Raw genomic sequence first — 26,706 nt, forward strand, 5'->3', positions numbered from 1 at the left:
GATTGCTTTAAAGAAGCGGTCGCCGCGCCATGTCCAGAAGAACAGCATCGACCGCCCGCCCGAACTGAACATGATCCGGTCAGCGCGGCCAATCAGGTTTTCGAACGGGACGTATCCCACGCCACCAGCCTGTTGCGCCAAACGGCTGTCGGCCGAATTATCGCGGTTATCGCCCATAAAGAAATAGTGGCCTTCAGGAACGGCATAGATGCCTGTATTGTCAGACGCTTGATTGCCGATGTTCAGGATCGGATGTTCTACACCATTGGGCAAGGTTTCGATTTGGCGGGATTTCTCGCAGTTGCCACCTTCGCCAACCGCACCGTTTTCACAGCGCGGACGCATGCCTTGGGGGCCTTGGCGGGTCATTTCTTCCTCGAATACGCCATCGGAACGCAGTTCGACAGGCGTGCCATTGATGCTGACCACGCCGTCGGTCACTTGAATTCTGTCACCGGGCAAACCGATCAACCGTTTGATGTAATCCCGGCCCGAAACGGGGTGGCGGAACACCACCACATCGCCACGCTCGGGCTCGGACGCGAACAGGCGTGTGTTGTCGCCATCAAAGGCACCGCAAATATCCTTGGCGTCGATTTCTATGCCGAAACGCGGCACCATGATGCTGGGGCAAGACGCGTAGGAATAGCCATATGCCATCTTGTTAACGAACAGGAAATCACCGATCAGCAACGTCTCTTTCATCGAGCCGGAAGGGATCCAAAAAGGCTGGAAAAACAAGGTCCGGAACACGCCTGCAATGACCAACGCATAGACGATTGTTTTGATGGTTTCGACAAATGCGTTGCCAGTTTTTTCTTTGGCAGCCATAGCGGCGCTCCTGATAATCAGTTTGGGGTTACATGCGGGCAGGACCCGCTCAAGTCAAGCGATCCAAGAGGTCTTTCGGGGGTGTGAAAGGTCGCAATACACGTTAAGATTGGTCCTGCACGATTGGTCGGGCTTCGATGACCACAAATGCCTGCGCCCAAGGGTGATCATCGGTCAGCGTCACGTGGATGATCGCCTCATGTCCCGGCGGCGTCATCTCGGCCAGACGTGTCGCGGCCCAACCCGTAACCTGCATCACCGGCTGGCCTGTGGGCAGGTTCGTGACCGCCATGTCCTTCCACGCGATGCCCATGCGCAGCCCGGTGCCAAGCGCCTTGGAACAGGCTTCTTTCGCCGCCCACCGTTTCGCATAGGTGCCCGCCACATCGGCGCGGCGTTCGGCCTTGGCCTGTTCCACGGGTGTGAAAACCCGGTTGCGGAACCGGTCGCCGAACCGCTCGAGCGTGCGCGCAATCCGTTCGATATTCGCCAGATCCGTGCCAATCCCCAAGATCATCCAGTCACCCCCGGTGAAAACAGCGGAAAGCTGACGCCAAGCGCCCAAGCGAGGATGAGGCCAAGCGCAAGACCCGCGCTCAGCGCCCCTGCCCGTGCCGCCACCCAACGGCCCATCAGCCCGTATATCAGGAAAAAGAGCAGGATCACCGGCGCAATCATCGCGAGGAAGAAAAGCCGCTCGGTATCGAGCAGGATGGCCAGACCCAGCGAGGCCAGAAATCCCCCCCGCGTCACCAGCCTCTGCCAGAGCGGCGCGCCGCGCGTCAAAACCGCATCCGCCAGCATGAAGGGGAGCGCCCCAAGGCTCAGCGCAGCGATGATCGCCAACCGCTCAGGCGTCGGCCAGAAGTTCGCGCCATAACGATCGAGTGCCACGCCAAAGACACCAAGGCCCCAGATCAGCAGCGCCAGCACCGCGACTAGGCGAAACCCGATGGGACGCCGCCCAAAGTGCCACATCAAAGCCAACTGGATCAGCCCGTAGAGTGCCAGATGGAGCGCCAGGTAATCCGCCACCAAGACCGGCAAGAGCCGCGTTTGCACCTGCACCGCCAAAAGCGGCGCAAGCAGCGCAGGCACCAAGAGAACAAGGGTGAACTGCCCCCCGCGCAATGCCCCCGGCACGGGCGGCGCGCTCTGCGGCAAGAGCCGCGCCAGTGGTGCCGCGAGCGCCACAATCGCGGCCATCAGCGCCAGAAACCACGGCCCCGTCGCGCGCACCGCAACATCGCTCGTGCGCCCATAGGCGGCATCGAGCCAGTCTATCGCCTCGGCCCGGCCCACACGGCTATGCAGCACCGCCACATGCTCGGCCCATGGCGCCACCACCGCGCGGCGCGTGACCGCCTCTGCCTGCACAGTCTCACCCTCGCCCGCGCCGGGCGTGACCATCGCCACCGCCTCGCGGGCAAAGCCGCGCAATCCCACCTCCCACGCGCCGGTGATGAGCAGAAGATTGTCCGGGTCCGTCGCTGTCACCGCTTGGGAGAACGCCGAAATCGCCACTACGGGACCGATCCTGGCATCCTCCAATGCGGTGCGGATGATGATATCCGTGGCCATGGAATGCCCCAAGAGCGCGACCTTGCCCGAAAAGCCCTCTTGCGCCACCGCTGCTGTGACCACGCGGCCCGTCTGCGCGATCAAGAGCCGCGTCGTGCCGTCGATGCGGTTCACATCGCCCGACATCGGCACCCGGTTGCGCCCGTGCCCTTCGAAATCGAAGGCCCAGACCCGGTAACCCGCCCGCGCCAGATCAAGCCCATAGGCCTGCATCATCTGCCGCGACCCGGCAAAGCCATGGGCGACCACAACCACCGGCCCATCGGCCCCCGGCATGGCCATCCGCGTAATCGGCGTGTCCGAGACCGTGAAGCTGGCGATGTCCACCCCCCGCCGCTGCCCCTCAAGCTGCCAGAGCGCGAGACATGCGGCAACAGCGGCCACCACGGCCAAAAGGGCACGCCATGTCATGCCAGAGCGGCCCGGCGCGGCGTCACCCCCGCGCCTCGTCCATCAGGCGCCGCATCTCTGCAATCGCCGGTCCCAGCCCGCGAAAGATCGACTCGCCAATGAGGAAATGCCCGATGTTGAGTTCCATCACCTCGGGGAAAGCCGCGACCGGCTGCACCGTGTCATAGCTGAGCCCATGGCCCGCGTGCACCTCGAGCCCCAAGGCATGCGCATAGGCGGACATCTCGCGCAAACTCTCCAACTCGCGGTCGCGGGCGTCGAAATGCCCCTCGGCATGGGCATCGCAATAGGCCCCCGTATGCAATTCGATCACCTCGGCCCCGATCCGGTGTGCGGCGTCGATCTGGCGTTTGTCGGCGGCGATAAAGATCGACACCCGGCATCCGGCATCCCGCAAAGGAGCTATGAAATGCGCCAGTCGGTTTTCCTCGCGCGCGACCTCGAGCCCGCCCTCTGTCGTGCGCTCCTCGCGCTTTTCCGGCACGATGCAGACGGCATGCGGTTTGTGCCGCAGGGCAATCCGCTGCATTTCCTCGGTCGCCGCCATCTCGAAGTTGAGCGGCACCGTCAGCACCTCCATGAGCCCGTCGATATCCGCATCCGAGATATGGCGTCGATCCTCGCGCAGATGGGCGGTGATGCCATCGGCCCCCGCTTCTTGCGCAATCTTGGCGGCGCGCAGGGGGTCAGGATAGGCCCCGCCGCGTGCATTGCGCACCGTGGCCACATGGTCGATATTGACACCAAGGCGTAGCTTCTTTCCTGCCGACATCGGCCTCTCCCGTGATTGATCCGCGACTCGAGGCGTAACCTAGTCCGGTTTTCCCGCCTCGTCAGCCTTGTGCGCCTGTTTTTCCTTGGCCGCCTTCTTTTCCTTCATCGCCACCCATTTGGCTTTGAGCACGCCCTTGCGGCGGTGCTGATAGGCGGTGATCACCGGCAGGCTTATGTAATAGGCCGCGAGTGCTGTCACGATCCCTGGAACGATTCCCCCGATCATGTAGGGAAAGAACACCTCGTCATAAAAGAGCTTGAGACCGCTCCAATCGGCCTGATGATCCATGAAAATGGACAGAAAGTTGTTCTTGAGATCGTCGCCCGCATCCAGAAACTTGCCCCCGAGCGAGCGGCTGATCTCATCCTCCCCCAGTGTGCTGCGCCCCAGCATCGCGTGCCCGGTCTGAAGCGAGACCACCCCGATGGGCACATAGGTCAGCGGATTGCCAAAGAACGTCCCCAACAGGGCCGCCGGGATATTGCCGCGCAATATCCACGCCAGCGTGCCCGCCACGATGAAATGAAAGCCGTAGAACGGGGTAAAGGTGGTGAATACCCCGGCGAAAATGCCGCGCGCAATGCGGTCAGGCGGATCGGGCAGCCGGTTCAGACGATGGCGGACATAGGTAAAGGCCCGCCCCCATCCGCCCTTGGGCCAGAGAAAACCGGCGATGACCTTCCACCAGGGGCGTCTGTCACGACGTCTGAATACCACCTGTGCGGCTCCTTGGGTTTGTGTCAGCCCGCCCCCACGCGGGACGGATCACGATAGCGCTCGACAGCGGCGACATCGCTTTCCGCATCAAGCGCCGAGAGCACGCCGTGCAAATGTTCGGCATCGCGCAACTCGACATCAATCAAAAGACGATAGAAATCCGGTTTCCGGTCCACGAATGTCAGATCCGAGATATTGGCCTTCTGCTCGCCGATCAAGGTGCAAATCCGCCCCAGAACCCCGGCATCGTTGCCGATGGTGAGATCGAGCGTCACATCATAGACCGCCGGATGCGTGCCGGTGTGCCAATGCAGGTCCATCCAGCGATCAGGCTGCTGGTCATATTGCGACAGCGTTTCACAGTCGATGGCATGGATCACCACGCCCCGCCCGCGATAGGTGATGCCCACGATCCGCTCGCCCGGTAGCGGCTGGCAACAGCGCGCCCGCTCGAAACTCTGATCCGCGCCCAGACCGATCACCGCACGGTCGCGCGTAACCTCATTTCCGGCCTCTGGGATGAGATCGGGATAAACCGCATGCAGCACCTGATGCGCGGTCAATTCGGCGCTGCCCAGACGTGCGCGCACCTCATCGGCATCGCGCAGACGCAACGTGCGCGCGGCGGACTCCAATGCCTTGTCGGTGGCCTTCTTGCCGACATGCTCAAAGGCCGAACGCGCCAATTCGCGCCCAAGTTTGATATAACGGTCGCGGTCCAACTCGCGCAGCGCGCGGCGAATGGCGGCGCGCGCCTTGCCGGTGGTGGCAATATCGAGCCAGGTGGCCTGTGGCGTCTGGCCATCGGCGGTGATCACCTCGACCGATTGACCGTTCTTGATCCGAGTCCAGAGCGGCACGCGCATGCCGTCCACCTTGGCCCCGACACAGGCATGCCCGATACGCGTGTGAATCGCATAGGCGAAATCAATTGGCGTGGCCCCGCGCGGCAGCTTGATCACATCACCCTTGGGGGTAAAGCAGAACACTTGGTCCGCATACATCTCGAGCTTGACCGCCTCGAGAAAATCTTCGTGATCCTCCTCGGCGTCGAATTGCTCGCTGACGCTCGAAATCCACTTGGCGGGATCGACGGCAAAGGGGTTTTCCGAGCGCACACCGTCGCGATAGGACCAATGTGCGGCCACGCCGGTTTCTGCCACGTCATGCATCGCCTGCGTGCGGATCTGCACCTCGACCCGCTTGCCATCCCGACCCGACACGGTGGTGTGAATCGAGCGGTAGCCGTTCGATTTGGGCTGGCTGATGTAATCCTTGAACCGCCCCGGCACGGCGCGCCAGCGTTGGTGAATGGCCCCAAGCGCGCGGTAGCAATCATTTTCAGAGCGGGTGATCACGCGAAAGCCGTAAATGTCCGACAGCCGCGAAAACCCCATCTCCTTTTCCTGCATCTTGCGCCAGATCGAATAGGGTTTCTTGGCCCGGCCAAAGACATCGGCCTCGATGCCCGCCTTGTCCAACTCGTGCCGCATGTCGCTGGTGATCCGCTCGACCACATCGCCGGTCTCGCGCTGCAGGGTGATGAACCGGCGGATGATGCTTGCGCGCGCCTCGGGATTGAGCACGCGAAATGCCAGATCCTCCAGCTCTTCGCGCATCCATTGCATGCCCATGCGCCCTGCGAGAGGCCCATAGATATCCATGGTCTCACGCGCCTTTTGCGCCTGCTTTTCCGGACGCATCGCCTTGATGGTGCGCATGTTGTGCAGCCGGTCGGCCAGCTTGACCAGAATGACCCGCAGGTCCTTGGACATCGCCATGAACAGCTTGCGGAAATTCTCGGCCTGCTTGGTCTCGGAATTCGACAGTTGCAGATTTGTCAGCTTGGTGACGCCATCCACCAGATCGGCCACCTCGCGCCCAAACTTGTCCGCAACGATCTGATAGGACGCCTTGGTGTCCTCGATCGTGTCATGCAAGAGCGCGGTGATGATCGTCGCATCATCCAGCCGCTGTTCGGTCAGAATGGCGGCCACGGCAACAGGATGGGTAAAATAGGGCTCGCCGGAATGGCGAAACTGCCCCTCATGCATCGCGCGACCAAAATCATAGGCCGCGCGAATGAGCGCCTCGTCTGTGCGGGGGTTGTAGTGGCGCACCAGTGTGATCAGGTCGTCAACGGCGATCATCGGGGTCGCGCCTTGCCGAAGGGGCCGGAGTTACCCCTGACCCTGTGCTTCCATAAGCGCGCGCAGCAGCTTTTCTTCCGACATGTCGTCGGTATCGGGCTTGTCCACATCGCCACCCATCAAGAGGGCCATGGAATCTTCTTCCGGCTCGTCCACCTCGATCTGGGTCTGATTCGATTCGATCAGCCGCTCGCGCAGATCATCCGCCGATTGGGTTTCCTCGGCGATTTCGCGCAGCGCCACAACCGGGTTCTTGTCGTTGTCGCGATCCACCGTCAGCGGCGATCCCGCCGTGATTTCACGGGCGCGGTGTGCGGCAAGCATCACCAGATCAAAACGGTTTGGAACCTTGTCAACGCAATCTTCTGTGGTAACGCGGGCCATCAGACCTCCGGAACGGGTTGGGGCGGATTTCAAGAAGCCTTGTATTTAGGGTCTCAAGCGGGGATTTACAAGCAGAGAATCACAGCGGATCGACCGCGTCGCGCGCAGCCTCTGGCAGCGCCGCGAGCATCTCGCGCACAGAGCGGCCCAACACCGGATGCACCCAGTCGGGCGCCACCTCTGCCAGCGGCACCAGCACAAAGGCCCGCTCGTGCAGGCGCGGATGCGGCAGGATCAAACGGTCAGGCGCGTGGCTCTGCTGCGCCTCGGGCGTCAGGCTCCGCCACGCCTCGAACCCCGCCCGGTCAGGCAAGATGCGCGCGCCCATGGCGATGAGATCAAGATCAAGCGTGCGCCCGCCCCACCGCGTCTCGCGCCTGCGACCAAAGACCGCCTCAACCCGGTGCAAGAGCGCCAGCATCGCCTCGGGCTCTTGCGCGCCCTGAAGCACCGCAGCGGCATTGACATAATCCGGACCCGCCCCCGCCGGAAAGGCCGGTGTGCGAAAAAACCGGCTGACCGCCACAATCTCCGCCCCCTCCTCGCGCAGGCGCACAAGAGCCTCCGACAGGGTCGCCGCAGGGTCCAAATCGCCGAACGGCAAGTTTCCACCCATCGCGATCAAGCATTGTTGATCCAAAGTCATCGCTCCCCTATCCTGTCCCGACGTAACATGCCCTTGCATGCAGAATTCTTAACCCCTAATTGTCGCTGTTACTCTGTCCTGCCTTCACCACTCACACCACTCACACACTCCCAGGCAAGACATGACCATTCGGAAGGACATTTAAGATGTTTTACAAGGACGAGCGTTTAGCCTTGTTCATCGACGGCTCGAACCTCTACGCCGCGGGCAAGGCGCTCGGGTTCGACATCGACTACAAGTTGCTGAGATCCGAGTTCATGCGCCGTGGCAAGTTGCTGCGCGCCTTTTACTATACTGCCCTGTTGGAAAATGACGAGTATTCGCCGATCCGCCCGCTGGTCGATTGGCTGCATTACAACGGCTATTCCATGGTCACGAAACCGGCCAAGGAATACACCGACAGCCAAGGCCGCCGCAAGGTCAAGGGCAACATGGATATCGAATTGACCGTGGATGCGATGGAACTCGCCCCGCGCGTCGATCATATCGTGCTCTTCTCGGGCGATGGCGATTTCCGGCCTCTGGTCGAGAGCCTGCAACGTCAGGGCGTGCGCGTGTCGGTGGTCTCGACCATCCGCAGCCAGCCGCCGATGATCTCGGATGAATTGCGCCGTCAGGCGGACAATTTCATCGAACTGGCAGATCTCAAGGATGTCATCGGCCGCCCGCCGCGTGACACTCAGAACGACCGCCAAGAGGCCTATGCCGAAACCGAGTGATCTGTTTCCCAAGCCTCGCGTCAACGCCCGGATTGCCCCTGCATGAGCATGGTTGATCCGGGCGTTTTTGCGCAATTGGCCGGGCTTTTTGCTGCGGCCTTTGGCGCGGCGACCATCCTGCCCTTTCAATCCGAAGTGGTGTTTGTCGGCCTGCAACTGGCGGGCACGGCGTCTTTGACAGCACTCATCGTCGTGGCCAGCATCGGCAACACGCTGGGGGCCGTGGTCAATTACGCGATGGGGCGCGGGATCGAACGGTTTCGCCACCGCCGCTGGTTTCCCGCAAATGACGCACAGATGGCGCAGGCAGAGCGGTGGTATGCGCGATGGGGCGTCTGGACCCTGCTGCTCAGCTGGGCGCCCTTGGGCGATGCCTTTACCGTGATCGCCGGGGTCCTGCGCACGCCAGTCTGGCTATTCCTTCTGCTGGTCACGATTGCCAAGACAGCCCGCTACATCGTGCTGGCCTGGATCACGGCACAGGCGATGGGCTGAGGGGGCGGTGACTTTACTGTCGCGTGCAGCAAGAACAGGGCCGCGCGGAACGCTGGGCCGGGGACGAGCGAAGCAACAGTCGTGGCTGCCACTTTATGCCAGCAAGATCCGTGTGACCCATCAGCGATCCGCGCCCTCTCTAAATCGCCAGGCCGCCAGACGGCCAAGCGATCCGCGCGGCACCTTCTGTGCTATTCGCGCGGGTCATAGATGAGAGATCCGGCTTGTAATTCCCCACCACCACGCCTCCGACGCCGCTATTTCCCTCCCCGCCCTTTACCTGCGCGCCCGCCTGCCTTACCTCTATCCCCGATCAGGAGACGCGCGATGACCAAGCCCCCCCTCACCCTCTACCTCGCCGCGCCGCGCGGTTTTTGCGCCGGTGTGGACCGCGCCATCAAGATCGTAGAAATGGCGCTCGCGAAATGGGGGGCGCCGGTCTATGTGCGCCACGAGATCGTGCATAACAAATACGTGGTCGATGACCTGCGCGCCAAGGGAGCGGTGTTCGTCGAGGAATTGGATGAGTGCCCCACCGACCGGCCCGTGATCTTTTCCGCCCATGGCGTGCCGAAATCCGTCCCGTCTGAGGCCGCAGCGCGGCAGATGCTCTATGTCGATGCCACCTGCCCGCTGGTCTCGAAGGTGCATATCGAGGCAGAGCGGCACCATGAGAACGGGCTGCAAATCGTGATGATCGGGCACGCCGGCCACCCCGAAACCGTGGGCACCATGGGGCAATTGCCCGATGGTGAGGTGCTCTTGGTCGAAACCCCCGCCGATGTGGCCACGCTCGCCGTGCGCGACGCAGCCCGCCTTGCCTTTGTCACCCAGACCACCCTCTCGGTCGATGACACCGCCGAGGTGGTCGCGGCGCTTCAGGCGCGGTTCCCGGCGATTGTCGGCCCGCATAAGGAAGACATCTGTTACGCCACCACCAACCGTCAAGAGGCGGTCAAGGCCATGGCGGAACGGGCAGAGGCGATGCTCGTCGTGGGCGCGCCAAATTCGTCGAATTCCAAACGTCTGGTCGAGGTTGGCGCGCGCGCGGGCTGCGCCTATGCCCAGCTTGTGCAACGCGCCACCGACATCGACTGGCGCGCGCTCGACGGTATCCGCAGCATGGGTATCACCGCTGGGGCCTCAGCGCCGGAAGTATTGGTCAACGAGGTGATCGACGCCTTCCGCGCCCGCTATGACGTGACCGTCGAAGTCATCGAAACCGCGCAGGAAACGGTTGAGTTCAAGGTGCCAAGGGTGCTGCGCGCACCTGTGTGAGGTGGGGTGCCGAGTGCCGTTGTCGGCACAAAATTGAACCGGCCCTCTGCGCGTTAAATCATTGATATCGTGTGTCGGTGACTTATTTGATCGGCTGAAAAGACACGATCCCCCGCTCTCCGCGCTTTATTCAACCAGCAGCCAGTGCAGGCCTTTCTGCGCCAGTCGGAGTAGTTGGAAACGACATCGTTCACCGAGACTAGACCGCCACAGCCGGACAACCGAAACCAAGAAACAGGAAACGCGCATGACCTCGACCTCTTATATGACCTGGGCCATTCTGGGGGCCGCCGCTGGCGTTGGACTCGGCCTCTTTGCAGCGCCTCTCCTCTACATCCTTATCAATCTGTCCTCGGACGGCGTGACATTTGGCGCAACCGCACGCTTTGCCATCGCCAACGGGGCCACTTGGGGCGTTCTGGGCCTCTTTGCCGGTGTTTTCTTTTGGGTGATCAACAAAGTGCTCAATCCGCCCTCAGAAGATTGATCTTGACCGCCGGATGGTGCTGAAAAGCGTCAGGCTCATACCCCCGTTTGCGTCGCACAACCGGACCCGCCCCTCACTCATTTTCCCGCAGCCACGCAGGGCGCAGGACGACGATGGTGGGCCGGTCCGGCAAGGTGCGCAAGGACACCTCGATCTCGCTCACACCGGGGCGCGAGATGGCGAAATCCGCCTCCATCCCTGCCAGAAACCGCTCCAGCGTGCCATCGCCAAACCAATGCATCGGCAGCACGATTGACGCCTTTACCCGCCGCAGCACATTCATCATGTTCTCGATATTCATGGTGAACCCGCCATCGACCGGGGCCATCACCACATCCATCCGGCCAAGAGCGGCATATTGATCATCCGTCGGCTCGTGATGCAGATGCCCCAGATGGGCAATACAGAGCCCCTCGGCCTCAAAGACGAAAATCGAATTGCCATCGGCCGCCACCCCGCCACCGGACCGGATATCGGTCGGCACATTGCGCACCACCAGCGTGCCCAGATCGAGGTGATGATCGGCCGCCGCGCCATTCTCTCCCCACCCACGCAACACATGCGGGATAGCCGGATCAGGAAAGGCGGTCCAATGTGTCTCATGCGCGTGGTTCATGGTGATGACATCAGGGATCAGATCGGCGCTGCCGATAAAGCCGGTGAAATCCGTCACCGCATGATATCCCCCCGCCTGAATGAGAAACGAGGCATGGGCGATATAGCGCAGCCGGACGGAATACTCAGGCAGAGGCGCGCGAAAGCTGGCCCGGTGCAGATATTCGATCCCCGGCGCGGCATCGGCGAGGGCAATACAATGGCTGGGCCTGCGCTCCTGCGCCGCGACCGGTGCGGCCAGCATCAGGACGAACAAGACTAGTCGGATCATCGGCAGCCCTCCTGTTGGTCCGCCTCAAGATAGCACGCTTTGACGCAGCGTCATCTTTTCCGAACCAGAAGCGCGCTCAGCTTTCCTTGACCAGCGGCACGATGGCGGGATCGGTTTCCGGTGCCAGCTCCTCGAAATCGAAATTGTCCAGCCGCCGCGCCCGGCGCCCGGCTTTGTCCGCCGAAATCCTGATCTCGGCCACATCCTTGGCCGCCAGACTGAAGTGCCGGTCGAGGTTTTCGACCCGCGCGCCCAACCGCTCCACATCCCCAAAGAGCAGCCCCAATTCCCGCCGGATCGCCCCCGCCTGCTCGCGCATCCGCGCATCCTTGAGGATCGCACGCATGGTGTTGAGCGTGGCCATGCAGGTCGTGGGCGACACGATCCACACCCGCGCGGCAAACCCGTCGCGCACCACCTCAGGGAAATTGGCGTGCAACTCGGCATAGACTGCCTCGGAGGGCAGGAACATCAGCGCACCATCGGCGGTTTCACCCTCGATGATGTATTTCTCGGAAATATCCTTGATATGCTTGCGCACGGCTGTGCGCATTCCACGCGCCGCCTCGACCAATTCCGCATCGGTCTTAGCCCGGCGCAGCGCCTCATAGGCCTCCAGCGGGAATTTGCTGTCGATGCAGATCGGCCCCGGCGGGTTTGGCAGATGGATGAGACAATCCGCCCGCCGCCCGTTCGAAAGCGTCGCTTGCAAGGTGTAACTGTCCGACGGCAGCGCCTTGGTGACAATATCCGTCAGTTGGATTTCGCCAAACGCGCCCCGCGTCTGCTTGTTCGACAGAATATCCTGCAACGACAGCACATCACCCGAGAGCTTGGTGATATTGTCCTGCGCCTTGTCGATGGCTTGCAGGCGCTGCTGCAATTCACCGAGCGATTGCGCCGTGCGCCGTGACGTGCCTTGCAGGTTCTCGGTCATGGCGTGGCTCACCTGTGCCAGCCGCTTTTCCATCAGTTGCAGCAGATGCGATTGCGCCGCCGCCTGCGCCTCGGACACATGATTGAGCCCACCCGCCAATTGATGCTGCCCATCCGACAAGCCCTGCACCCGCTGCCCCAATTGCCCCATCTGATAGGCCAGCGGTTCCGCCAGCCGCGCCGACCGATTGGCCGCCCGCAGCGCGAGAATGAGCAGAAGGAGTATCAGCAGCAACACCCCCGCGCCGATCATCACCGCCAGAACAACAGGATCATCAAAGGCATAGGTCTGACCGCCGATCTGGATCATGTGCGCCCGAACAGCCGTTCGATATCCGACAGCCGCAATTCCACATAGGTAGGTCGCCCGTGGTTGCATTGGCCCGACAGGGGCGTGCGCTCCATCTCGCGCAGGAGGGCGTTCATTTCCTCGGCGCTCATCCGGCGACCAGACCGGACCGAGCCATGACAGGCCACCCGGCTCAGGATCGCGTCGATCCGCAATTTGAGCGTGCCGCTTGCACCCTGATCCTGCAACTCGTCAAGAATATCACGCAAGAGCGCGCCCGCGTTGACCGGCCCCAGAATGGCGGGCGTTTCGCGCACCGCGAGGCTGCCCGGACCAAACGGCTCTATCCCCAGCCCAAGCCCCGCTAGTTCCTCGGCATGATCCATCAGACACGCGCAATCGGCCTCTGAGAAATCGACAATCTCAGGGATCAAGAGCGCCTGCGCCGCAATCCCGCTCTCGGCCATCTGACGTTTCAGCCGCTCATAAACCAACCGCTCATGGGCGGCGTGCTGATCGACGATCACCATGCCGGTTTCGGTCTGGGCGATGATGTAATTTTCATGCACCTGCGCCCGTGCGGCCCCAAGTGGCAGCGCCATGGCCGGCTGTTCCTCCACCTCCGGCTCTGGCGCGCTCTCAACCCGCGCACTCCACTCTGCACCCATATCGGCAAATCCGGGTGCCTGCGCGCTATAGGCCAGGGCCCGCGCCTGTGGTGACGGGCGATCCATCTGATAGACGCGCCCCGCCGGTTCTGCCCGGAACGCGCCCAAGGTCGCCCCCGCAACCGTGGTCGAGGCCCGATGCCCAGCCTCGGCCAAGGCATGCCGCAGGCCCGACACGATCAGCCCCCGCGCCAGCCCCGGATCGCGAAACCGCACTTCGGATTTCGCCGGATGCACGTTCACATCGACCAGCGTGGGATCGCAGCCCAGAAAAAGCGCCGCCGCCGGGTGCCGGTCACGGCTCAGCACATCCTGATAGGCGGCGCGCAGCGCGCCGTAGAGCATCTTGTCCCGCACCGGACGGCCATTGACAAAGAGATACTGCGCGACCGCCGACCCGCGCGCATAGGTGGGCAGCGCGGCATAGCCGGTCAGGCGCAGCCCCTCGCGCGTGGCATCAATCCTCAGCGCATTTTCGGCAAACTCGGCCCCCAGCACCCGCGCCAACCGCCCATGTAGCGCATCAAACAAATCACCGTTTTCAGGATCGGCGCGAAACACGATCCGCCCCTCGCCGCCACCCGACACATCGCGCAGGGTAAAGCCCACAAACGGCTCAGCCATCGCCAGCCGCTTGACCGTATCGGCAATCGCCTGCGCCTCGGCCCGGTCCGAGCGCATGAACTTGAGCCGCGCAGGCGTGGCGTAAAAGAGATCGCGCAGCGTGACCACCGTGCCGCCATTGAGGGCTGCAGGTTTCACCGCCCCCATCTGCCCGCCCGCCACCGTGATTTCCGCGGCCTCATCCCCGGCGCGCGACGCAATCGTCAGCCGTCCGACCGCGCCCAAGGACGGCAGGGCCTCGCCGCGAAAGCCAAAGGAATGGATATTCAGCAGGTCCGATCCGTCAATCTTAGACGTCGCATGCCGCGCAAGCGCGAGCGGCAGTTGATCCGGCGTCATGCCGCAGCCATCATCGCCCACGCGGATCAGCGTCTTGCCGCCATCGGCATAGCTCACCTCGATCCGGGTGGCGCCGGCATCGAGCGCGTTTTCCACCAGTTCCTTGACCGCCGAGGCCGGGCGCTCGACCACCTCGCCCGCCGCGATACGATTGATCGCCCCCTCGTCCAACTGACGAATTTGCGGGTGTTCGGTGCGTATCTTGGGGCTAGGGCTGTTCATACCGCAACACTTAGCACGGATTTCCGCGATTCTGCCAGAGAAGGCATTTCACCCAAATCATATAAAAAGCCCGGGCGCGAACGCCCGGGCAAGCTCTCACAAGATCTGTCAGGAAGGAGAAGGATCAGCTCTTGGAGAATTCGGGATAGGCTTCCATACCCATTTCCGCCATGTCGAGCCCGTTGATCTCGGTCTCTTGATCGACGCGCAGACCCATGGTGCCCTTGATGACCAGCCAGAGCACGAGGCTGATGACAAAGGTAAAGGCACCGTAGGCAAAGATCCCCAGAAGCTGCGTGCCGAGGCTGGCATCGCCATAGAACACCACCGCAAGCGTGCCCCAGATGCCGCAGCAGAGGTGCACCGGAATGGCGCCGACCACATCGTCGATCTTGAACTTGTCGAGCATGGGCACGGCAAGCACCACGATCACACCACCGACCGCACCGATCCAGAGCGCACCAAAGAGGCTGGGCGCGAGCGGCTCAGCGGTGATCGAAACGAGACCAGCCAAGGCACCGTTGAGAACCATGGTCAGGTCAGGCTTCTTGTAGAGAACCTGCGTCAGGATCAGCGCCGAAATGGAGCCCGCCGCCGCGGCCATATTGGTGTTGGCAAAGATGCGCGACACGTCCGAGACATCGCCCACGGTGCCCATGGCCAATTGCGACCCACCGTTAAAGCCGAACCAACCCAGCCACAGGATGAACGTGCCCAGAGTGGCAAGCGCGAGGTTCGAACCCGGCATCGGCGTGACCTTGCCATCCTTGCCGTATTTCCCAAGGCGCGGCCCGAGAATGATCGCCCCTGCCAGAGCGGCCCAGCCACCCACAGAGTGCACGATGGTCGAACCTGCGAAGTCGGAGAAGCCCGCTTCGGACAACCAGCCACCGCCCCACTGCCAAGAGCCGGAAATCGGATACATGAAGCCGGTCAGCACGATGACAAAGGCAAGGAACGGCCAGAGCTTGATCCGCTCGGCCAGAGCGCCCGACACGATCGAGGCGGTCGCCGCGACAAACACCAACTGGAAGAAGAAGTCAGAGCCGATCGAGGCATAATCCAGCGCCGCATCCGCCGCCGCAACACCCACCGGGTCCAGCTCGGTCATGGCAAAGAACGGCCCGACCCAACCGGCCACCAGCCAGCCATCGCCAGGATACATGAGGTTGAAGCCAACCAGCCAATACATGATCGTCGCAAAGGAATAGAGCACGACGTTCTTGGTCATCTGCATCGTGACGTTCTTGGAGCGCACCAGCCCGCCTTCGAGCATGGCAAAGCCCGCCGCCATGAAGAAAACCAGAAAGCCCGCCATGCAGAACAGCAGCGTCGTCATGATATAGGGGCCGATTTCATCAAAGCTCGGCACGGCCTCCGCCGCCGCCTCTTGCGCCAGCCCCATCTGCGGCAGCGCAATCAGCGTTGCGGCAAGGCCGAGTTTTAGCATGGAATTCATGGTAGTTATCCTTTCCCCTGCGCGCTCAGAGCGCGTCATCGTTGGTTTCGCCGGTGCGGACACGCACGGCTTGCTGGATGTCGAGCACGAAAATCTTGCCGTCACCGATCTTGCCGGTGCGGGCGGTCTTGGTGATGGTCTCGACGACCTGATCGGCCATCGCGGCAGAGACCGCGATTTCCAGCTTGATCTTGGGCACGAAATTCACGGCGTATTCCGCACCGCGATAGATTTCCGTGTGGCCGGATTGAGAGCCGAAGCCCTTGATTTCTGTCACCATCATGCCGCGCACGCCGATGTCGGTCAGCGCCTCGCGGACCTCTTCCAGCTTGAACGGCTTTATCGTTGCAATGATGAGTTTCACGTCTGCCCCTTTCGGTTTGCGGTGTCTCAGCGCGTTGTTTGCACATGCAGAAAAGGCGCAGATGACAGAGTCTGGAAGGGTCAAGGCGGGAAATCGCCGGTTAATTCTGCCGCATATGCCGAAAAATTGTGCATAAAAATTAAGATGCGTATTTTTTGTGCGTATCTGAAATCACGATCTGCGCGCGCGAGGTCTCTACTTTTGCGATCCCGCACTATAAACTACCCCGAACACACGAGGCCGAGCAGGGCGACAATGAGCACGACTGGACCAAAAAAGCCGCCTCTGGTGGCCCCCAAGCGCAACCCCAAGGCGCCCCCCAAGGCGCCCTCCAAACCGGCGCGCAAGGCCAAGAGCGCGCCGCGCCGTGCGCGCGCGCGTTCCAATAACGTGGTGGTGCGGCTTGTCGGCGGCCTCCTGCGCTGGATATTCGGCGCGATCTGGTGGATCACCTGGCGGGTGACGGCGGTGGTCACACTGGTCGTGGGCGTGCTCGTTGGGATCACCTACAGCACCCTGCCCGATTACAAGACCCTGATGGATGGCCGCGCCAAAGGCTCTGTCACCTTGCTGGACAGCGCGGGCGAGGTCTTTGCCTGGCGTGGCGATCAATTCGGCGGGGTCGTCACCGCCGACACCGTCAGCCCGCATCTCAAGAATGCTGTCATCGCCACCGAGGATCGTCGCTTTTACCTGCATCCCGGCGTCGATCCCATCGGCATCGCCAGCGCCATCCGCATCAACCTGAACGAAGGGCGCGGCCCCCTGCAGGGCAACGGTGGCTCGACCATCACGCAGCAGACCGCGAAACTCCTCTGCTTTGGCAACGCCTATAAAGAGAGCGAATGGGAGAGCGAGGCCGATTATATCGCCGATTGCCGCCGCACGTCGCTGGCGCGCAAAGCGCGCGAGGCGATCTATGCCATGGCGATGGAGGTGAAATACACCAAGAACGAGATTCTCTCGGTCTATCTCAACCGCGCCTATCTGGGTGGGGGTGCTTACGGCGCCGAGGCTGCGGCACAGCGTTATTTCGGCAAATCCGCCGCCGCGCTCAACCCTGCCGAAGGGGCGATGATTGCGGGCCTGCTGACCGCGCCCTCGACCCTCGCCCCCACCGCCAATCTGGAACGCTCGCGCAACCGCGCCTCGGTCGTGGTGGGCCTGATGCAGCGTCAGGGCTATCTCAGCCAAGAAGAGGCCGCACTGGCACTGGCCAAGCCCGCCGAACTCTCCGAGGCGGCGGAACGGCAGGCGGGCGGCTATTTCGCCGATTGGGTCATGGCCTCCGGCCCCGAATTCTTTACCCGCGACACCACCGAGGATGTGATCATCCGCACCACGCTCGATCAACGCGTCCAACGCGCCGCCGAGGATGCGCTGACCTATATCTTTGACGAAAAGGTGCGCGAAGGCTCCGAGGCGCAGGCCGCCATCGTGGTCATGTCCGCCGATGGGGCCGTGCGCGCCATGGTCGGCGGGCGCAAGACCAAGGTGGTGGGCGCCTTCAACCGCGCCACCCAAGCCAAACGCCAGACCGGATCAGCCTTCAAACCCTTCGTCTACGCAACGGCCGTCGAACTGGGCTACAGCTATGATTCGGTCGTGGTCGACGAACCCCTTTGCCTCAACATCCCCGGCTCTGGCCGTTGGTGCCCGGAAAACTATACCCGTGAATACAAGGGGCGCGTTTCCCTGACCGAGGCATTGGCGCAATCGCTCAACATTCCGGCGGTCAAGATCTCCGAGAGTGTCGGACGTGACCTTGTGCGCAAGGTGGCCAGCGATTTCGGCATCGACAGCGATCTCGCCGCTGGCCCCGCCTTGGCCCTTGGCGCGTCCGAGAGCACGTTGCTGGAAATGACCGGTGCCTATGCGGGCATCCTCAATGGCGGCTCATCGGTCACGCCCTACGGCCTTGTCGAACTGAAACTCTTGGGTGAAAACGAGCCTCTGATGGGCACCGGCGGCGGCATTGGCGAGCGTGTTATTCAGGAAAGTGCGGCGCAGGAACTCATCTACATGATGACGAAAGTCATCGAAGGCGGCACCGGTAGCCGCGCCCGCCTGCCCGACCGCGAGGCGGCGGGCAAGACCGGCACCACACAGGCCGCCCGCGATGCGTGGTTTCTGGGCTTTACCGCCGATTACGTGGCCGGTGTCTGGATGGGCTATGACGACAACACGCCCCTCAAAGGCGTGACAGGCGGCGGCTTGCCTGCGGAAATCTGGCAGGAAACCATGGTGCGCGTGCATGAGGGGATTGATCCCAAACCGCTGCCGATGCTGCGCCCACAACCCCGACCCGCGCCTGCCCCCGCCCCGCAGAACCAGCAGCGCCGCGCACCGGTGGCCAGCGGCAACCCGATTGAAAACATCCTGCGCAGCATCTTTGGCGGCAACTGAAAACGGCGCCCGATCAGGGCGCCGTTCACGACAGAGCGAAACCTGAAAGAGCCTCAGCCCGCCTGCTTGAGATCCTCGATCAGCGCGTTCACATCGCCGTTGCGCCGATCCAGCATCGCGCCAATCTCGGTGCGTTCGCTCAGGCGCAGGCTGATGCCCTCGATGATCATGTCGAAAAACAGGTCCTTGCCCGACCGGTCGGACACAAGGAAACTCACCTCGAAGGGCGATTGCCCGCGCAGATAGGCGGTGGATTTCACCTCGTGCCAGGATTTCACCGGCTTGACCGAGTTCACCTCGATCCGACCGCCCGCGAATTCATTGAATCGCTTTCCGTATTTACGCGCGATATAGCCACGGAATGCCTCGGTAAAGGCGCGCATCTGCGCCGCCGACACCCGGTTGGCATCCGCCCCAAGGGTCGAGCGCGCAATGATGTTCACATCGGCATAGGTGTTGAAAATACGCTCGAAGTCCGAGATCATTCCCGACAGCGGCTTGCCCGAGGCGATGACGCGGTTGATGTTCACAACCACCTCATCCACCAGCGTGCGCGCGCGCGCATCATCCAGCGCCCACCCCATACGTGGCAGCGCGGTCAGTGCGGTTGCAGCCAAGGCTGCGGAAACAAAGTGGCGACGGTTCATCTTACTCAGCATAGGGGTCCTCCAATGGCGCGGATGGCTCAAGAGTGCCGTAAGGGTCGTCATAGACACTACCAGCCGTGCCGCCGAGTTTGAAGCGCCGGTTTTGCAGGAAGATCGACCGCGACTGTGCGTAACTGTCCGCGCTCTCATAGAGAATGGCGTCAATCGTCTCGGTGAACTTGTCCCGCTTGGACAGGCCAGCGGCCACACCCGCCCCCGTGCCGATCAGGCTTTCGGGGGATTCGACGATATAACTCAAGGGGTTGGTAAAGAGATCAACGGCAATGCCCCAGGTATCCCGCTCGGTCGATGGCCCCAAGACCGGCAGTTCCACATAGGCGCCTTCGCGCGCACCCCAGACGTGCAAAGTTTCGCCGAAATCGGTGTTGGTGCCCGCAGGCATCCCCATCTCGCTCGCCGGATCGAACAGGCCGCCTAGGCCAAAGGTGGTATTCACCACCAGCCGCGCGGTATCGTGAATGGCACCGCGCATGTTCAATTGCAGGACATTGTTCACGATGTCGCTGGGCAATGACAGGTTGGTCGCGAAACGCCCGATCACCGTTTCGATATCGTCGGGGATCGCGGCGCTATAGCCCTTGGCGACCGGCCGCACGAGCGCGCGGTCAAAGCCTCGGTTGAAGTCATGCACATCACGGTTCTGCGATTCGTATGGATCGAATACGTCGCGCGTGGCCTCGGACGGGCTGGGCTTCGCGCAGGCGCTCAAAGCGACCACTCCCGACAGGGCGATCAGGCGCAGCACGGCTCCGGCGGGCACAGGGAAAGATAAGCTTAGCAATGGGGTATCCGTCATTAAACGAGTCTCAGCCTTACATAAACTATAGCCCGAACAAACCCATCATCCTACGCCCCATGTTCACAATGCTGTGGCAGAATGGTGACATTGGCTGTAAGGGAAGGCAGAATTGCTTCGGATGCCTTAAAGACTTGAACAATAAAGACGGAACACGCGTTTGGACAAGATGAAACTGGAAGCGGGCAGGCAGGAATTGCGTGCCGCCCGACGCGAAAGCCGCAGTCTCTACTGGTTTGTCGGCGTCTTTAGCTTTTTCGCCAATCTGCTGATGCTGACTGGCCCGATCTACATGTTGCAGGTCTATGACCGCGTCCTCAGCAGCCGTTCGATTGAAACGCTGATCGCGCTCTCGGTGCTGGTGCTCTTTCTCTACGCGATGATGGGGCTTCTGGATTATGCCCGTGGTCGGATTATGGGCCGGGTCGGCGCGCGCTTTCAGGCGCGGCTTGATCGGCGGGTATTTGACGCGGTGATTCGCAAATCGGCGGTGCAACCCGATGCCAACACCGCCACTGGCCTGCGTGACCTCGAAGCGATCCAGCGGTTGATGACCTCGCCCGTGCTCCTCGCCATATTCGACATGCCATGGGCACCGTTCTTTCTGGCGGCAATCTGGGTGTTTCACCCCTGGCTCGGCATCCTCGCTCTTGCAGGCGGCGCGGTTCTGGTCGTCGTGACCTTGGTCAATCAGGTCGTGACCCGCCGCCCCACCGGTCAAGCCAATAACGCCAGCGTGCAGGCCGAAGCGATTTCCGAGCAATTGCGCACCGAGTCCGAGATGATTCAGGCCATGGGCATGCGGGACGCGGCCTTTGATCGCTGGCAGGCCATGCGGGGGCGCGCCCTCTCGACTGCAATCGAGGCCGCCGATTTGGGTGGCACCTTTACCACCACCACCAAGACGCTGCGCCTCCTCCTGCAATCGGCGATGCTGGGCCTTGGCGCATGGCTCGTGCTGCGTGGGGAATTGACGCCCGGCGCGATGATCGCAGGCTCGATCCTGATGGGCCGCGCCCTTGCCCCCATCGAGCAGGCCATCGGCCAATGGGCACTGGTGCAACGCGCGACCAAAGGCTGGGACAGCCTCTCGGAACTGCTGGGCTCAGTCCCGCCCGAACAGCCGCGCACGCCCCTGCCCCGCCCCAAGGCGCGGCTCGAAGTGCAACAGCTTACCATGGTTCCGCCGGGCGAGAGCCAGGCCGTGCTGAAAACCCTGAACTTCAAGATCGAACCGGGGCAGGCCGTGGGCGTGATCGGCCCCTCGGGGGCTGGCAAATCCACCCTCGCGCGCGCCATCACCGGCGTCTGGCGACCCGCAGGCGGCAAGATCCGGCTCGATGGCGCGACACTCGACCAATACGCACCCTCGGTGCTGGGCGAATTGATTGGCTACCTGCCGCAGCGCGTGCAGCTCTTTGACGGCACCATCGCCGAGAACATCGCCCGTCTTGCCCCCCAACCCGACCCCGCCAAGATCGTCGAGGCCGCGCGCAAGGCCGACGCCCATGAGATGATCCTCAAGCTCCCCAACGGCTATGACACCCGCGTCACCGCCAGTGGCGGGCGGCTCTCGGGCGGGCAGATGCAGCGCATCGGTCTGGCCCGCGCCATGTATGGCGACCCCATGATCCTCGTGCTGGATGAACCCAATTCCAATCTCGACAACGAGGGAAGCGAGGCGGTCAATCTCGCGATCCGCAGCTTCAAGGCCGAGGGCAAGGCGGTCATCGTCGTCGCCCACCGCCCCGCGGCGATCAAGGAATGCGACATGCTTCTGATGCTCGAGGCGGGCGTCATGCGCGCCTTTGGCCCACGTGAAAAGGTGCTCAAGGACGTGCTCCAGAACCATCAGCAACTCTCGAATGCAACCGGCCCCGGAGGTGTGCGATGAGCACCCCGAACGATGCTGCATGGTCGGCGCGCAAGCCGCTGATCATCGGTCTGATCGGCCTTGTTCTGCTCGTGGGCGGCTTTGGCACTTGGGCAACCTTTACCCAGATTTCCGGGGCGATCATCGCGCCGGGGCGCATCGAGGTGGATCAAAACCGGCAGGTCGTCCAGCACCCTGACGGCGGCGTGGTCTCTGCCATCGAGGTCAAGGAAGGCGACAAGGTCAGCATCGGTCAGGTTCTCATTCGGCTCGATCCCACCGACCTGCAATCCGAACTCTCGATCATCGAGAATCAATTGGCCGAACTCATGGCGCGCCGGGGCCGACTGGAAGCCGAGCGTGACGGGCGCGATACTCTGAAATTCGACCCGCTGCTGATCGAAATCTCTGCCCAGAACAGTGACGCCGCCGATCTCATGACCGGGCAAAAGACCCTGTTCGAGGCGCGCGAACAGACCGTCGCCGCCGAGATTGACCAACTCGACAAGCGGCGCGGCCAGATTTCCAACCAGATCGACGGCATCGAGGCCCAGCAAGTGGCGCTCGCCCGTCAACTCGAACTGATCGAGATGGAACTGACCGATCAACAGTCCCTTCTGGATCGTGGTCTCGCACAGGCGACCCGCGTTCTTGGGCTGCAACGCGAACAGGCGCGCCTCAGCGGCACCATGGGCGATCTCGCCGCCCAAAAGGCCGAGGCCGAAGGCCGCATCACCGAAATCGAAATCTCTATCCTCAAGCTCGGGACAGACCGGCGCGAAGAGGCGATCACCACCCTGCGCGATCTGCAATTCCGCGAGCTTGAATTGCGCGAACAGCGCCGCGCCCTGATCGAACAGATGGGGCGGCTCGACATTCCCGCACCTGTCTCGGGCGTGGTCTATAACCTGCAGGTCTTTGCCCTGCGCTCGGTGATCCGCCCGGCTGATCCGGTGCTCTTCATCGTGCCACAGGACCGCCCGCTCGTGATCAACGCCCGTGTGGACAGCATCCATGTCGACAAACTCTTTGTCGGACAGGATGTGACCCTGCGCTTCTCCGCGCTCGACCAACGCACCACCCCGGAACTCTTTGGCCAGGTGACGCAAATCTCTGCCGATGCGTTCGAGGATGAAGCCACGCGCGCCAGCTATTATCGCGCCGAGATCGTGCTGAGCGAGGGCGAACAGGCCCGCTTGCCCGAGGGCAGCACCCTCATCCCCGGCATGCCGGTCGAGGCGTTCATTCGCACCGCCGACCGCACGCCGCTGGCCTATTTGGTCAAACCCTTTACCGATTATCTGGCCAAGGCGTTCCGAGAATAGTCTGCGGGCTCAGCCCACATCCGTGCGCCCGCGCCGATCTGCCCGCAACTGCGCATAGAGAACATGCGTCCGCCACCGCCCGTTGATCTGCAAATAGCTCTGCGCAACGCCCTCATATTTGAAGCCGCACTTCTCAAGCAGCGCCCGCGACGCCTGATTTTCCGGCAGGCAGGCCGCCTCGATCCGGCTCAGGTCCAGCCGGTCAAAGGCGTGATGCACCACCCCGGCAATCGCCTCGCGCATATAGCCTTGGCGCGCATAGGGTTGACCAATCCAATAGCCCAAGGTGCCCGCCTGCGCCGGTCCGCGCCGGATATTGTCCAGCGTGATCGCCCCCAATAGCGCCTGATCCGCGCGCCGGACCAGAAAGAGCGGCATCGCGCTGCCATTTGAAATCGAGCGTTGCGCCCACCAGACCCGGTTTGAAAACCCCTTGCGCGCCAAATGATCCACCGCCCAGAGCGGCTCCCACGGCGTGAGGAAATCCGCGCTATCCGCCCGCAAATTGCTCCAGTCGCGATAATCGCCGATCACCGGCTGCCGCAGGCTGAGACGCTCTGTCTCGATCCTGAGCTTGCGGCGCGGCAAGAGCATCATCAGGCGGCGCGCCTCGCATCAAGAGCGGCCAGCGTCGGGGCCTGCTCCACCGGACCATAGAGCGCCAGCGCCGCGGGGGCCTGCGCCACCGTGCTCTCGGCAAGCCGCCGCACATCCTCGAGCGTCACCGCGTCAATGCGTTCCACAACCTCGGGCAGGTCCGGCACCCGCCCCCAAATCTGCAGCATCCGCGCCAGACGTTCCGCCCGGTTGCTCGGGCTTTCCAGCCCCATCAGCAAGCCTGCCTTCATCTGCGCCCGCGCTCGCTCCACCTCGGCGGGGCTCATGTCTTCGGCGGCGCGCTTCATCTCGTCGATGGTGATCCCCGCCAGATCGCCCAATTGCTCGCCCGAGGTGCCGGCATAGATCGTCATCATGCCGGTGTCGGAATAGGCCCCGGCCTGCGCATAGATGGAATAGCAGAGGCCCCGCCGCTCGCGGATCTCCTGAAACAGCCGCGAGGACATCGACCCGCCAAGGGCCGAGGCATAAATTTGCGCCGTGTAGATATCGGGATGCGCATAATCCGGGCTTTCAAAGGCCAGCGCGAAATGCGCCTGCTCCAAATCTTTGATATGCCGGGTTTCGCCCCCCGCAAATCGCGCGACCGGCGGCTCGATCACATTGCTCGGGATCATGTCACCGAACATGCCTTCGGCCATGCGCACGAGTGCATCATGATCAACCGCTCCTGCCGCCGACAGAACCATCTGACCGGGCCGGTAATACTGATCCACGAACCGCTCCAGATCGGGCTTGGCAAAGCCGCGCACCCGCTCTTCCGCCCCCAGAATGGTGCGCCCAAGCGGGTGATCGGGATAGGCCTTTTCCTGCAACCAGTCGAAAATGATATCATCCGGCGTGTCCGCCGCCTGCCCGATCTCTTGCAGGATCACGCCGCGCTCCACCTCGATCTCGCGCGGATCGAACACGGGATTGCGCAGGATATCCGCCACCACGTCCAAGGCCAGCGGCACATCTTCCTTGAGGACGCGCACGTAATAGGCCGTCACTTCGCGGCTGGTATAGGCGTTGATATAGCCGCCCACATCCTCGATTGCCTCGGCGATCTGCAAGGCCGAGCGTCGCTTGGTCCCTTTAAAGGCCATATGCTCCAGAAAATGCGCGATGCCATTCTGGCTGGCCTCTTCATGGCGCGCCCCGGCGAGCACCCAGACGCCGATGGCCGCCGATTGCAGGCCGGGCATATGTTCCGAGACGATGCGAAACCCGTTGGGCAGGGTGGTCAGTTGGACACTCAATTGGCGATCCGTTCCTTGATCAATGTTTCAATGGCGCTCAGGTCATTGGCAACCCGCGTCACACGTTCGTCCCGCTCATACAGGTCCGCCATACGCTCGGGCAAGGGGGGGTGAATCCCGCTCGCCTCCTCGACCGCCGCCGGGAATTTCGCAGGGTGCGCCGTGGCCAGCGTGATCATCGGGACGCCGGGGCTACGCTGCGCCTCGGCCACATGCACGCCCACAGCACTATGCGGACAGAGCAATTCACCGCTCGCGGCCCATGTATTCCGGATCGCGGCGCGGGTCTGATCCTCGTCACAGCGCCCGCTATCGAAGGTCTCTCGCAGCGCCTCCAGCGCGCCTTGGCTCACCGTGAACCCGCCTGCCTTCAACTCGTCCATCACCTGCGCCACAGCGCCGCCATCCTGCCCATAGGCATAGAAAAGCGCGCGTTCAAAGTTGGAACTCACCTGAATATCCATCGAGGGGCTGATCGAGGGTGCCACGCCATCGGGCCGATAGTCCCCGGTGCTCAGACACCGGTGCAGAATATCGTTCTGATTGGTCGCCACCACCAGCCGGTCGATCGGCAGGCCCATCCGCTTGGCGATATAGCCCGCGAACACGTCGCCGAAATTGCCCGTGGGCACAGTGAAACTGACCTTGCGGTCCGGCGCGCCGAGGCTCACGGCAGAGGTGAAATAATACACCACCTGCGCCAGAACCCGCGCCCAGTTGATGCTGTTCACACCCGCCAGCCGCACGCCATCGCGGAACTCGAAATCGTTGAACATGTCCTTGACGCGCGCCTGCGCATCGTCGAAATGCCCGTCAATCGCCAGCGCATGCACGTTGCCCTCGACCGGCGTCGTCATCTGCCGGCGCTGCACCTCGCTGACGCGCCCATGGGGATAGAGGATGAACACATCCACCGCATCCAAGCCCCGAAACGCCTCGATCGCCGCAGAGCCGGTATCGCCGGAGGTCGCCCCGACGATGCTCACACGGCTACCAGAGCGCTTGAGCGAGAACTCGAACATCTGCCCGATAAGCTGCATGGCGAAATCCTTGAACGCCAGCGTCGGCCCGTGGAACAACTCGAGCAGGAAATGCCCAGCAGCCAACTGCTTCAACGGCGCCCGCGCCGCATGGCCAAAGCCCGCATAGGCCCGCGCGATGATCCCGCGAAACTCCTCGTCGGTAAAGGCATCGCCGATGAAGGGCCGCATCACCCGGAACGCGGCCTCCTCATAGCTCACCCCTTCGAGCGCGCGCATGTCCGCATGGCTCATCTGCGGGATGCTTTCGGGCAGATAGAGCCCGCCATCGCGCGCCAACCCCGTCAGCATCGCCTCTTCAAAACTCAGTGTGGGCGCGCGGCCCCGTGTCGAGATGTATTTCACGTCTTGCCTCTCTCTGCCTGCCGCATGCGCCAGATGAAAACCCCGGTCATCGAGGCCCATATCGCGGCCAGCGAAAACCATGTGATCGCGTAACTCAGGTGATCGTTGGGAATACCGCTCGTGTCGACCGGCA

At 62.5% G+C, this 26,706-nt stretch carries 25 protein-coding genes and 1 pseudogene; 7 read left to right on the forward strand and 19 right to left on the reverse strand.

The genetic code is table 11. The features are described 5' to 3' along the window. The 8 genes from lepB to folK form a co-directional block, all read right to left on the reverse strand. The coding region (gene lepB / locus KBT70_RS06040; RefSeq protein ID WP_296629753.1) for a signal peptidase I at positions 1 to 831 on the reverse strand (831 nt) is incomplete at its 3' end. 103 nt (positions 832 to 934) lie between these two features. Continuing rightward, on the reverse strand, positions 935 to 1,348 hold the full coding sequence (gene acpS, locus KBT70_RS06045) for a holo-ACP synthase (protein WP_296629754.1): 414 nt from the start codon (positions 1,346 to 1,348) through the stop codon (positions 935 to 937). After that, complete coding sequence (locus tag KBT70_RS06050) at positions 1,345 to 2,823, reverse strand: alpha/beta fold hydrolase (RefSeq protein WP_296629756.1); 1,479 nt, start codon at positions 2,821 to 2,823, stop codon at positions 1,345 to 1,347. Before KBT70_RS06050 ends, acpS begins: the two co-directional genes overlap by 4 nt. Before the next feature lie 22 nt (positions 2,824 to 2,845). After that, on the reverse strand, positions 2,846 to 3,595 hold the full coding sequence (locus KBT70_RS06055) for a pyridoxine 5'-phosphate synthase (protein WP_296629758.1): 750 nt from the start codon (positions 3,593 to 3,595) through the stop codon (positions 2,846 to 2,848). Between the two features lie 39 nt (positions 3,596 to 3,634). Continuing rightward, positions 3,635 to 4,315, reverse strand: a complete 681-nt coding sequence (locus KBT70_RS06060; RefSeq protein WP_296629762.1) for a DUF2062 domain-containing protein — start codon at positions 4,313 to 4,315, stop codon at positions 3,635 to 3,637. 23 nt (positions 4,316 to 4,338) lie between these two features. Continuing rightward, complete coding sequence (locus KBT70_RS06065; protein WP_296629764.1) at positions 4,339 to 6,465, reverse strand: bifunctional (p)ppGpp synthetase/guanosine-3',5'-bis(diphosphate) 3'-pyrophosphohydrolase; 2,127 nt, start codon at positions 6,463 to 6,465, stop codon at positions 4,339 to 4,341. 30 nt (positions 6,466 to 6,495) lie between these two features. Continuing rightward, on the reverse strand, positions 6,496 to 6,849 hold the full coding sequence (gene rpoZ, locus KBT70_RS06070) for a DNA-directed RNA polymerase subunit omega (RefSeq protein WP_296629767.1): 354 nt from the start codon (positions 6,847 to 6,849) through the stop codon (positions 6,496 to 6,498). A 79-nt stretch (positions 6,850 to 6,928) separates the two neighbouring features. Further along, positions 6,929 to 7,495 carry a 2-amino-4-hydroxy-6-hydroxymethyldihydropteridine diphosphokinase gene (gene folK / locus KBT70_RS06075; RefSeq protein ID WP_296629769.1) on the reverse strand — a complete coding sequence of 189 codons (567 nt, stop codon included), beginning with the start codon at positions 7,493 to 7,495 and terminating at the stop codon, positions 6,929 to 6,931. Positions 7,496 to 7,641: 146 nt separating this feature from the next. Between folK and KBT70_RS06080 the strand changes: the two genes are divergently transcribed. The 4 genes from KBT70_RS06080 to KBT70_RS06095 all read left to right on the forward strand — a co-directional run bounded on the left by KBT70_RS06080 (position 7,642) and on the right by KBT70_RS06095 (position 10,474). After that, positions 7,642 to 8,214, forward strand: coding sequence for an NYN domain-containing protein (locus KBT70_RS06080; protein ID WP_037272326.1), 573 nt, complete (start codon positions 7,642 to 7,644; stop codon positions 8,212 to 8,214). Positions 8,215 to 8,256: 42 nt separating this feature from the next. Continuing rightward, positions 8,257 to 8,709, forward strand: coding sequence for a YqaA family protein (locus KBT70_RS06085; protein ID WP_296629775.1), 453 nt, complete (start codon positions 8,257 to 8,259; stop codon positions 8,707 to 8,709). Positions 8,710 to 9,036: 327 nt separating this feature from the next. Continuing rightward, a complete protein-coding gene (gene ispH, locus KBT70_RS06090) occupies positions 9,037 to 9,987 on the forward strand; it encodes a 4-hydroxy-3-methylbut-2-enyl diphosphate reductase (RefSeq protein WP_296629777.1) in 951 nt (316 codons plus the stop codon). A 247-nt stretch (positions 9,988 to 10,234) separates the two neighbouring features. Further along, positions 10,235 to 10,474, forward strand: a complete 240-nt coding sequence (locus KBT70_RS06095) for a hypothetical protein (RefSeq protein ID WP_296629779.1) — start codon at positions 10,235 to 10,237, stop codon at positions 10,472 to 10,474. Between the two features lie 73 nt (positions 10,475 to 10,547). Here the strand turns inward: KBT70_RS06095 and KBT70_RS06100 are convergent, their stop codons facing one another. From KBT70_RS06100 to KBT70_RS06120, 5 genes are all read right to left on the reverse strand, one after another. Then, complete coding sequence (locus tag KBT70_RS06100) at positions 10,548 to 11,360, reverse strand: MBL fold metallo-hydrolase (protein ID WP_296629781.1); 813 nt, start codon at positions 11,358 to 11,360, stop codon at positions 10,548 to 10,550. 76 nt (positions 11,361 to 11,436) lie between these two features. After that, complete coding sequence (gene rmuC, locus KBT70_RS06105; RefSeq protein ID WP_296629784.1) at positions 11,437 to 12,606, reverse strand: DNA recombination protein RmuC; 1,170 nt, start codon at positions 12,604 to 12,606, stop codon at positions 11,437 to 11,439. Beyond that, positions 12,603 to 14,438 carry a DNA mismatch repair endonuclease MutL gene (gene mutL / locus KBT70_RS06110; protein WP_296629786.1) on the reverse strand — a complete coding sequence of 612 codons (1,836 nt, stop codon included), beginning with the start codon at positions 14,436 to 14,438 and terminating at the stop codon, positions 12,603 to 12,605. The genes rmuC and mutL overlap by 4 nt, the downstream gene beginning before the upstream one ends. 124 nt (positions 14,439 to 14,562) lie before the next feature. Further along, positions 14,563 to 15,897, reverse strand: coding sequence for an ammonium transporter (locus KBT70_RS06115; protein WP_296629789.1), 1,335 nt, complete (start codon positions 15,895 to 15,897; stop codon positions 14,563 to 14,565). Between the two features lie 25 nt (positions 15,898 to 15,922). After that, positions 15,923 to 16,261 (reverse strand): P-II family nitrogen regulator, encoded by a 339-nt coding sequence (locus KBT70_RS06120; RefSeq protein WP_008279099.1) that lies wholly within the window; start codon positions 16,259 to 16,261, stop codon positions 15,923 to 15,925. Positions 16,262 to 16,516: 255 nt separating this feature from the next. Here KBT70_RS06120 and KBT70_RS06125 point away from each other — a divergent pair, with 255 nt between their 5' ends. After that, the gene (locus KBT70_RS06125; RefSeq protein WP_296629795.1) at positions 16,517 to 18,667 is read left to right on the forward strand and encodes a PBP1A family penicillin-binding protein; all 2,151 of its coding nucleotides are present in this window, start codon (positions 16,517 to 16,519) and stop codon (positions 18,665 to 18,667) included. 53 nt (positions 18,668 to 18,720) lie between these two features. Here the strand turns inward: KBT70_RS06125 and KBT70_RS06130 are convergent, their stop codons facing one another. Both KBT70_RS06130 and KBT70_RS06135 read right to left on the reverse strand, forming a co-directional pair. Next, positions 18,721 to 19,326, reverse strand: coding sequence for an ABC transporter substrate-binding protein (locus tag KBT70_RS06130; protein WP_296629798.1), 606 nt, complete (start codon positions 19,324 to 19,326; stop codon positions 18,721 to 18,723). Next, positions 19,316 to 20,116: a VacJ family lipoprotein gene (locus KBT70_RS06135; protein ID WP_296629801.1), complete on the reverse strand. Its 801-nt coding sequence runs from the start codon at positions 20,114 to 20,116 to the stop codon at positions 19,316 to 19,318. The genes KBT70_RS06130 and KBT70_RS06135 overlap by 11 nt, the downstream gene beginning before the upstream one ends. A 184-nt stretch (positions 20,117 to 20,300) precedes the next feature. Here KBT70_RS06135 and KBT70_RS06140 point away from each other — a divergent pair, with 184 nt between their 5' ends. Both KBT70_RS06140 and KBT70_RS06145 read left to right on the forward strand, forming a co-directional pair. Beyond that, on the forward strand, positions 20,301 to 22,025 hold the full coding sequence (locus KBT70_RS06140; protein WP_296629810.1) for a type I secretion system permease/ATPase: 1,725 nt from the start codon (positions 20,301 to 20,303) through the stop codon (positions 22,023 to 22,025). Then, the gene (locus KBT70_RS06145) at positions 22,022 to 23,329 is read left to right on the forward strand and encodes an HlyD family type I secretion periplasmic adaptor subunit (RefSeq protein ID WP_296629804.1); all 1,308 of its coding nucleotides are present in this window, start codon (positions 22,022 to 22,024) and stop codon (positions 23,327 to 23,329) included. The genes KBT70_RS06140 and KBT70_RS06145 overlap by 4 nt, the downstream gene beginning before the upstream one ends. A 9-nt stretch (positions 23,330 to 23,338) precedes the next feature. Here the strand turns inward: KBT70_RS06145 and KBT70_RS06150 are convergent, their stop codons facing one another. The 4 genes and pseudogenes from KBT70_RS06150 to KBT70_RS06165 all read right to left on the reverse strand — a co-directional run. Next, positions 23,339 to 23,923, reverse strand: a complete 585-nt coding sequence (locus KBT70_RS06150; protein ID WP_296629812.1) for a GNAT family protein — start codon at positions 23,921 to 23,923, stop codon at positions 23,339 to 23,341. 2 nt (positions 23,924 to 23,925) lie between these two features. After that, positions 23,926 to 25,188, reverse strand: a complete 1,263-nt coding sequence (locus KBT70_RS06155; protein WP_296629806.1) for a pitrilysin family protein — start codon at positions 25,186 to 25,188, stop codon at positions 23,926 to 23,928. After that, positions 25,185 to 26,573 carry a threonine synthase gene (gene thrC, locus KBT70_RS06160; protein WP_296629807.1) on the reverse strand — a complete coding sequence of 463 codons (1,389 nt, stop codon included), beginning with the start codon at positions 26,571 to 26,573 and terminating at the stop codon, positions 25,185 to 25,187. Before thrC ends, KBT70_RS06155 begins: the two co-directional genes overlap by 4 nt. Next, positions 26,570 to 26,706: pseudogene (locus KBT70_RS06165) on the reverse strand (SURF1 family protein); the annotation flags it as partial. The pseudogene KBT70_RS06165 and the gene thrC, both read right to left, overlap by 4 nt.

Origin of the sequence: Roseovarius sp., assembly GCF_018066915.1 — a bacterium.
Taxonomy (GTDB): domain Bacteria; phylum Pseudomonadota; class Alphaproteobacteria; order Rhodobacterales; family Rhodobacteraceae; genus Roseovarius.

Coding starts and splice junctions, on each gene's coding strand:
- acpS (WP_296629754.1), bottom strand. CDS start 1,348: ATGATCTTGGGGATTGGCACGGATCTGGCGAATATCGAACGGATTGCG.
- KBT70_RS06050 (WP_296629756.1), bottom strand. CDS start 2,823: ATGACATGGCGTGCCCTTTTGGCCGTGGTGGCCGCTGTTGCCGCATGT.
- KBT70_RS06055 (WP_296629758.1), bottom strand. CDS start 3,595: ATGTCGGCAGGAAAGAAGCTACGCCTTGGTGTCAATATCGACCATGTG.
- KBT70_RS06065 (WP_296629764.1), bottom strand. CDS start 6,465: ATGATCGCCGTTGACGACCTGATCACACTGGTGCGCCACTACAACCCC.
- rpoZ (WP_296629767.1), bottom strand. CDS start 6,849: ATGGCCCGCGTTACCACAGAAGATTGCGTTGACAAGGTTCCAAACCGT.
- folK (WP_296629769.1), bottom strand. CDS start 7,495: ATGACTTTGGATCAACAATGCTTGATCGCGATGGGTGGAAACTTGCCG.
- KBT70_RS06080 (WP_037272326.1), top strand. CDS start 7,642: ATGTTTTACAAGGACGAGCGTTTAGCCTTGTTCATCGACGGCTCGAAC.
- KBT70_RS06085 (WP_296629775.1), top strand. CDS start 8,257: ATGAGCATGGTTGATCCGGGCGTTTTTGCGCAATTGGCCGGGCTTTTT.
- ispH (WP_296629777.1), top strand. CDS start 9,037: ATGACCAAGCCCCCCCTCACCCTCTACCTCGCCGCGCCGCGCGGTTTT.
- KBT70_RS06095 (WP_296629779.1), top strand. CDS start 10,235: ATGACCTCGACCTCTTATATGACCTGGGCCATTCTGGGGGCCGCCGCT.
- KBT70_RS06100 (WP_296629781.1), bottom strand. CDS start 11,360: ATGATCCGACTAGTCTTGTTCGTCCTGATGCTGGCCGCACCGGTCGCG.
- rmuC (WP_296629784.1), bottom strand. CDS start 12,606: ATGATCCAGATCGGCGGTCAGACCTATGCCTTTGATGATCCTGTTGTT.
- mutL (WP_296629786.1), bottom strand. CDS start 14,438: ATGAACAGCCCTAGCCCCAAGATACGCACCGAACACCCGCAAATTCGT.
- KBT70_RS06115 (WP_296629789.1), bottom strand. CDS start 15,897: ATGAATTCCATGCTAAAACTCGGCCTTGCCGCAACGCTGATTGCGCTG.
- KBT70_RS06125 (WP_296629795.1), top strand. CDS start 16,517: ATGAGCACGACTGGACCAAAAAAGCCGCCTCTGGTGGCCCCCAAGCGC.
- KBT70_RS06130 (WP_296629798.1), bottom strand. CDS start 19,326: ATGCTGAGTAAGATGAACCGTCGCCACTTTGTTTCCGCAGCCTTGGCT.
- KBT70_RS06140 (WP_296629810.1), top strand. CDS start 20,301: ATGAAACTGGAAGCGGGCAGGCAGGAATTGCGTGCCGCCCGACGCGAA.
- KBT70_RS06145 (WP_296629804.1), top strand. CDS start 22,022: ATGAGCACCCCGAACGATGCTGCATGGTCGGCGCGCAAGCCGCTGATC.
- KBT70_RS06150 (WP_296629812.1), bottom strand. CDS start 23,923: ATGCTCTTGCCGCGCCGCAAGCTCAGGATCGAGACAGAGCGTCTCAGC.